A 7,240-nucleotide genomic window follows, 5' to 3' on the forward strand; every position below is an offset into this window, starting at 1 on the left:
TCGCCCCCTTCGCAGCCGATGGGTGGGCTATGGCGAGTGCGATGACGGCGGTGTGGCGGCGCTACGCGCTCGTCGGCGTCCTCGTCGCGGTCGCCCAGCTCCTGATGCCGGTCGGTCCCGGCCGGGATGTCGTCTACGCGCTGGTCGGCGTGTCGGGGCTGGTCGCCATCGTCTGGGGCGTGCGCAGCAGCGCCCCGGCCTGCCCTCGCGCCTGGCACCTCGTCGCGGCCGCGATGGCCTGCTGGATCGGCGGTGACCTGCTCTCGTCCTCGACCGACGCCCTGGCCGTGAGCGAGCCGTTCGGGACGCTCCTGCAGAGCGTTCGCGTCGGCGCATACCCGTTGCTCGCCGCGGCCCTGCTCCTGTTCGCACGGAGCCGCGGTCGCGACCGTCGGCCGACGGCGAACCTCGACAGCGCGATTCTCGCCATCGGGCTCGGCCTGGTGATCTGGGTGAACGTCGTCGAGCCGACCTGGGCCGACGTCGGCATCCCCGTGCGGTTCCGGCTCACCCATACCGCCTGCCTGCTCGGCAACGTGCTGCTGTTCGGCGGGCTGGTGCGTCTCGCCGAGGCGCCCGGGCCCGGGCGCACCGGGATCCGCATCCTGTCGATGTTGTTCGCCGTCGCTCTGGCGGCCGGAATTCTGATCGAACGCTCGACCCTGCCCGACATCCCTTCCGCCTCGCTCGACACCGGGTGGCTGGTGGCGTGCGTCGTGGCCGGTGCCGCAGCGCTGCACCCGTCGATGGGCCGGCTGTCCGCGCCCGCCGTCGGCGGTGACGAGGCGATGCATCCCGGTCGCCTGTACACGCTCACTGGCTCACTGCTGCTCGGCCCGGCGGTGCTCTGCGGCGAGCTCCTCACCGGTGCCCCGCTGCACGCCGGGGCGGTCGCGACGACCTCCGTGGTCCTGGTGATCCTGGTCGTCCTGCGCATGGTCCGGATGATGCGCCAGGTGCAGGTCCAGACGGAGCGGCTCGGACAGCTCGCGGACACCGACTACGTGACCGGGCTCGCGAACCGGCGCAAGTTCACCGACCGGCTCGACGACCTGCTGAGCGATCCACTCGGGCCGTCCGGGGGCCTGCTGCTCATCGATCTCGAGCGGTTCTCGGAGATCAACGACACCCTCGGGAACCGGGCAGGCGACGCGATCCTGCAGGCGATCGGCGATCGCCTCGGTGCGGCATCGGGGGAGGGCGCCGTCGTGGCGCGGGTCGGCGACGGCACGTTCGCGGTGCTGGCCCCCTCGATCACCACCGGCCAGCATGCCGACGACGTGGCGATGCGCATCCGGACCGCACTGGAGGAGGACCTCGCACTGCCCGACCTGAGCGTCTCGGTCGAGGTGAGCGTCGGGATTCTCCTGCTGTCCGAGGACGGGGCCGAACCGGCGCTCGCGATGAACCGGGTCGACGTCGCCCTGTCCGCCGCGAAGAAGCGGCCGTGGCGGACCGCCCGCTACGGCGCCGAGCTGGAGACCGGCGGCACCCTTACGCCGCTGCTCATGGGCGAGCTGAGCGCGGCCCTGGCGAGCGGCGACATCGTGCTGCACTACCAGCCGCAGGTCGAGCTCGGCAGCGGGCGGGTCCTCGGGGTCGAAGCCCTCGCCCGCTGGCAGCACCCGCGCCACGGCCTGCTGGACCCCGACGCCTTCATCCCCGCAGCCGAACAGATCGGCCTGATCGTGCCGTTCACGCGGTACGTGCTCGACGCCGCGCTGCGCCAGTGCGCCGCCTGGCGGCGCGCGGGCCTCGAGCTCACGGTCGCGGTCAACCTCTCGGCCCGGAACCTGTTGGACCCCGGCCTGGTCGACGACGTCCGGGCGGCTCTGGATCGGCACGGCGTCGGGGCCTGGGAGCTCGAGCTGGAGATCACCGAGAGCAGCGCGATGGTCGACCCCCGGCGCTCGCTCCAGGTGCTCGGCGAGCTCGCCGCGATGGGCGTGATGATCTCGGTCGACGACTACGGCACCGGCCGAAGCTCCCTGACCTACCTCCAGCGGCTGCCCGTGGGACGCCTGAAGATCGACGGCTCGTTCGTCACCGGTCTGTTGACGGACGAGGCGAGCGCGGCCATCGTGCGCTCCACCATCGAGCTCGCCCGCCACCTGCACCTGGACGTCATCGCCGAGGGCGTCGAGGACGACGCCACGGCGCTACGCCTGCGCGACATGCACTGCTTCGCCGCCCAGGGGTTCGCCCTCGGCCGACCCGTCGCGGCGCCCCTGATCCCCGAACTCATCGCCCGCATCGAACGACGCCTCCCCGAGCTGCTCAGCCCGCCGCGCGCCGACGGCGTTCGACCCGAGCGGGAGGCCGCGCACAGCTGACGGCCGCGAGAGTCGGCGAACCTCAATATCGGCCGCTTGAGGCCGATGGGTAAGCCATGAGGAGTGTGCGGACGGTGGGCTGGGGGCACTACCTGCTCGTCGGCGCCCTCATCTCCGCGAGTGTCCTCCTCATTCCGCTCGGCATCGGTCGGGACGTGCTCTACTCCCTGGTCGGCGCGTCGGCAGTCGTCGCGATGCTCGTCGGTGTCCGCCGGAACCACCCGCTGCACCGACGCGGCTGGTTCTTGATGGCGGCCGGCACCGCGATCTGGGTGATGGGCGACACGCTGTACGCCTGGTACTCGGACGTCGCGTTCATCGAGCCGTTCCCGTCGCTGGCCGACGTCTTCTACCTCGCCGCGTACCCGGTGCTCGCCGCCGGCCTGCTGGTGCTCGCGCGCAGCCGTGGGGCCGAGCGCCAACCGACCGCGCTGCTCGACAGCGCAATCCTCACCGCGGGTCTCGGGGTGCTGTCGTGGGTGTTCCTGATCGAGCCGACGTGGACCGCCGACGGGGTGTCGATGCTCGAGCGACTCGTGGGGGTCGCCTACCCGCTGGGCGACGTCCTGCTGTTCGCGATGCTGGTGCGCCTGGCCACCGCGCCCGGCGCGTGGGGCATCCCGTCGCGGCTGCTCGCCGGGTCGGTCGCCCTGCTGATCCTCTCCGACAGCCTCTACCTGGCCGGGTCGTTCGTGCCCCTGATCGGCGACAACCTGACCGTGCTCGACCCCGGCTGGTTGATCTCGTACGTGCTGTGGGGTGCCGCGGCGCTGCACCCCGCGATGGGCACCCTGTCCCTGCCCTCGCTCAAGCGCTCCGAACGGACCCGGGCCGGACGCTTCGTGGCACTGGCCGGAGCGCTGCTGATCGGGCCCGCCATCCTCGGGTTCGAGCTGATCACGGGCGCGCCGCTGCATGCCGGGGCGGTCGTGATCGCGTCCGGGTTCCTCGTCGTGCTCGTCCTGGTCCGCATGGTCCGGATGGTCCACCAGGTCCAGGACCAGGCCGAACGGCTCGGCCAGCTCGCGGACACCGACTACGTGACGGGCCTGGCGAACCGGCGCCGGTTCACCGACCGGCTCTCCGAGCTCCTCGGTGACTCGCGCCGGCACGTCGGCGGCCTCCTCAAGATCGACCTGGAACGCCTGTCCGAGATCAACGACACCCTCGGGCACCGGACGGGCGACGCGCTGCTGCTCGCGGCGGGCAACCGCCTGAGCCAGCTGACCGGACCCCGCGCCCTGGTGGCCCGACTCGGGGACAGCTCGTTCGGGATCCTCGACCCGTCGATCACGTCCGACGGGCAGGCCGACGACGCCGCCGTCCGCATCCGGATGGCCCTCGAACAGCCCCTCGACCTGCCCGACGTGAGCGTCGCGTTCGAGGTGAGCATCGGGGTCCTCGTTCTGCCCGACGACGGTACGCAGGCGCCACTCGCCCTCGGGCGGGTCGATCTGGCGCTCTGCGCCGCCAAGAAGCGCCCCGGCCGCACCGCGCGGTACAGCACCGAGCTGGAGACCGGGGCGACCCTCGCGCCCGCCCTCGTCGGCGAGCTCGGCGACGCGCTGCGCGACGGCCAGATAGTGCTGCACTACCAACCGCAGATCGAGATCGGCAGCGGGCGGGTGCTCGGGGTCGAGGCCCTCGCCCGCTGGCAGCATCCACGCCACGGCCTGCTCGGCCCGGACCTGTTCATCCCCGCCGCGGAGCAGACCGGCCTCATCGCACCCTTCACCCAGCATGTGCTCGACGCCGCGCTGCGCCAGTGCGCGCGGTGGCACCGCGGCGGGCTCGACCTGACGGTCGCGGTCAACCTCTCGGCCCGGAACCTGTTGGACCCCGGTCTGGTCGACGACGTCCGGGCGGCCCTCGCCCGGCACTGCGTCGGCGCCGAGGCCCTCGAGCTCGAAATCACCGAGAGCAGCGCGATGGTCGACCCCCGGCGCTCCATGCAGGTCCTCGGCGAGCTCTCCGACCTGGGCGTCACGCTCTCGGTCGATGACTACGGCACCGGGCACAGCTCCCTGACCTACTTGCAACGCCTGCCCGTGCGACGCCTGAAGATCGACCGCTCGTTCGTCACCGGGCTCCTCGGCGACGACGCGAGCGCCGCGATCGTGCGCTCCACCATCGAGCTCGCCCGACACCTGCGCCTGGACGTCGTCGCCGAAGGAGTCGAGGACGACGACACCCTGCTGCGGCTGCGCGACATGCGGTGCTTCGCGGCCCAGGGCTTCGGCCTCGGCCGACCCGTCGCAGGACCCCTGCTGCCCGAGCTCGTCGCGCGCATCGAGGAACGGCTCCCCGAGGTCCTCGGCAGCCCGGCCCTGCGCGGCAGGCCGGACAAGCCCGCGGTGATTCCGATCTTCTAGACCTCGCGGCCCGCCCCCGCGCGCGACACACTGGCGCCATGGACCTGCCAGTGCTGCCACCGGTCGACCCGATGCTCGCCAAGTCCGTCCCGCAGATACCGCAGGGCCAGCGCTACGAGCCCAAGTGGGACGGCTTCCGCGCGATCGTCTACCGGGACGGCGCGGAGGTCGAGATCGGCAGCCGCAACACGAAGTCGATCGCCCGGTACTTCCCGGACGTGGTCGCCGCCGCGCTCGCGCACCTGCCGGATCGTTGCGTGCTCGACGGCGAGATCGTGGTGCCCAGCTCGGTCACGACCGGCCTGGACTTCGACGCGCTGCTCCAGCGGATCCATCCGGCGGACTCCCGGGTCCGGCTGCTCGCGCGGACCACGCCGGCCCTGTTCGTCGCGTTCGACCTGCTCGCGCTCGACGACGCCGACCTGACGTCCCGCCCGTTCGCCGAGCGGCGCAGCGCGCTGCAGGACGCCATGGCCGCGGTCACCGGGCCGGCCGAGGACGGCGTCGCGCCGGTCTACGTGACGCCGAGCACCGACGACGTCGAGCTCGCCGCCCGGTGGTTCGAGCAGTTCGAGGGCGCCGGCCTGGACGGCGTGGTGGCCAAGCGGCCGGACGGTGCGTACCTGCCCGGCAAGCGCGGGTGGCTCAAGATCAAGCACGACCGGACCGCCGACTGCGTCGTCGCCGGCTACCGCGTGCACACCTCCGGGCCCGACGCGATCGGCTCGCTGCTGCTCGGGCTGTACACCGACGACGGCGCGCTCGCCTCGATCGGCGTCGTCGGCGCGTTTCCGATGGCCCGGCGCCGCGAGCTGTTCGCCGAGCTCCAGCCCCTGCGCACCGAGCTCGAGGGGCACCCCTGGGGGGCGATGGCCCTGGCCGCCGAGACCCGCACCCCACGCGAGGCGGAGACCAGCCGGTGGAACCGTGGCAAGGACCTGTCGTTCGTCCCGCTGCGGCCCGAACGGGTCGTCGAGGTCGCCTACGACCACATGGAGGGACCGCGCCTGCGGCACACCGCGCAGTTCCGCAGGTGGCGCCCGGACCGGGATCCGGCGTCCTGCACCTTCGCCCAGCTCGAGGAGCCGGTGAAGTTCGCGCTGGCGGACGTGCTCGCGGCCGGCCCGGGGGCGCGGGCGTGACTCAACGCCGCGCGCGCCTCGCCATCCGCAGGGGAAACACGAGCCAGTAGCCGATCGGCCACGTCAGCGCGGCCCCCGCGGCGACGAGAGGCACACTGGGTGCGGATGCGGACCCGCCCGGGTGGTGCGAACGTTGGCAGCAGCCGCGGTCACCGCCGGGCGGCGAACTCCGGAGGGAGGGGGCGAGGCGTGAGTGCACCGGTCGCGGGCGGCTTCGACTTCAGCACCTCCGACGACGGGGCTCTCGTCGACTTCTGGGGAGTCATCGACGTCGCGGTGCGCGACGGCGGGACCGCTGACCTGTGGGAGGCGCGGCGGATGCCCGGGCGGCTCACGGTCGATTGCCGCCGCGCGACGAAGATGGACTCGATCGGGCTGTCGATCCTGGTGCGCCTGGTGCGCGACGCGGTCGGCGACGGCCAGCAGGTGTGCTTCCTCGGCGCGACCGGCCAGGTCGCGGACCTGCTCGCGACCGCGGGGGTCGAGGCCTGGATGCGCGACCTCGGGGTCACCTTCACGACCTGAGTCCGGTGCGAGAATTGGCCGCGTGAGTGCCGCGTCCGACCAGACGACGAGCTATCGACCAGCGACGCCGGTCGACCTGGCCCGGACGCTCCAGCGTCTCGCGCACGGCGGCGCGGACCCCGCCTTCCGCACCCTGCCCGACGGCGATGTGTGGCGCACCACCCGGATGCTGTCCGGACCCGCCACCTGCCGGCTTGTCCAGGTCGGACCCCAGCGGATCGATGCCCAGGCCTGGGGGGCCGGTGCCCGCGAGGTGCTCGACGCCCTGCCCGACCTGCTCGGCGAACGGGACGACCCGGCCGATTTCGAGCCGGGACCCACCCTGTTCGAGACCGCCCGCCGTCACCCCGGGCTGCGCATCCCGCGCACCGGGCGGGTGCTGGAGTCCCTGGTCCCGGCGATCCTCGAGCAGCGCGTCGTGACCAGCACCGCGACCGCCGCCTGGCGCTGGCTGCTCACCCGGCACGGCGAGGCGGCGCCGGGTCCCGCGCCGTCGGGCATGCGCGTGGCGCCGGACGCCGCCGGCTGGCTCCAGGTGCCGAGCTGGGACTTCCACCGCGCGGGTGTCGATCCCGGCCGGGCCCGCACGGTCCGGGCCTGCGCGCGGGTGGCCAACCGGCTCGAGGAGACGACGGCGATGTCACCGGCCGACGCGTCGCGACGACTGCAGCTCGTTCCCGGCGTGGGTCCGTGGACCGCGGCCGAGGTCGCCCAGCGGGCCCTCGGCGACGCGGACGCGGTGTCGGTCGGCGACCTCCACCTGGCGCCCGCCGTCGGCTGGGCGCTGATCGGCCGCCGGGTCGACGACGCGGGCATGCTCGAGCTGCTCGAGCCGTGGCGCCCGCACCGGTACCGGGTCGTGCGCCTG

Annotated in this window: 5 protein-coding genes; all 5 read left to right on the forward strand. The window is 73.2% G+C overall.

Features of this window, described 5'->3' with window-relative positions; translation table 11 throughout:
• The first annotated feature begins 41 nt into the window (after positions 1 to 41).
• The gene (locus tag VIM26_RS06510) at positions 42 to 2,333 is read left to right on the forward strand and encodes a bifunctional diguanylate cyclase/phosphodiesterase (RefSeq protein WP_331949538.1); all 2,292 of its coding nucleotides are present in this window, start codon (positions 42 to 44) and stop codon (positions 2,331 to 2,333) included.
• 56 nt (positions 2,334 to 2,389) lie between these two features.
• Complete coding sequence (locus tag VIM26_RS06515; protein ID WP_331949539.1) at positions 2,390 to 4,705, forward strand: GGDEF domain-containing phosphodiesterase; 2,316 nt, start codon at positions 2,390 to 2,392, stop codon at positions 4,703 to 4,705.
• Positions 4,706 to 4,743: 38 nt separating this feature from the next.
• Positions 4,744 to 5,847: an ATP-dependent DNA ligase gene (locus VIM26_RS06520; protein ID WP_331949540.1), complete on the forward strand. Its 1,104-nt coding sequence runs from the start codon at positions 4,744 to 4,746 to the stop codon at positions 5,845 to 5,847.
• Positions 5,848 to 6,036: 189 nt separating this feature from the next.
• On the forward strand, positions 6,037 to 6,372 hold the full coding sequence (locus VIM26_RS06525) for an STAS domain-containing protein (protein WP_331949541.1): 336 nt from the start codon (positions 6,037 to 6,039) through the stop codon (positions 6,370 to 6,372).
• Positions 6,373 to 6,394: 22 nt separating this feature from the next.
• Positions 6,395 to 7,240, forward strand: an 846-nt coding sequence (locus VIM26_RS06530) for a DNA-3-methyladenine glycosylase 2 family protein (RefSeq protein WP_331949542.1), incomplete at its 3' end; no start/stop codon positions are given.

Origin of the sequence: Pengzhenrongella sp. (genome assembly GCF_036565025.1) — a bacterium.
Classification (GTDB): domain Bacteria; phylum Actinomycetota; class Actinomycetes; order Actinomycetales; family Cellulomonadaceae; genus Pengzhenrongella.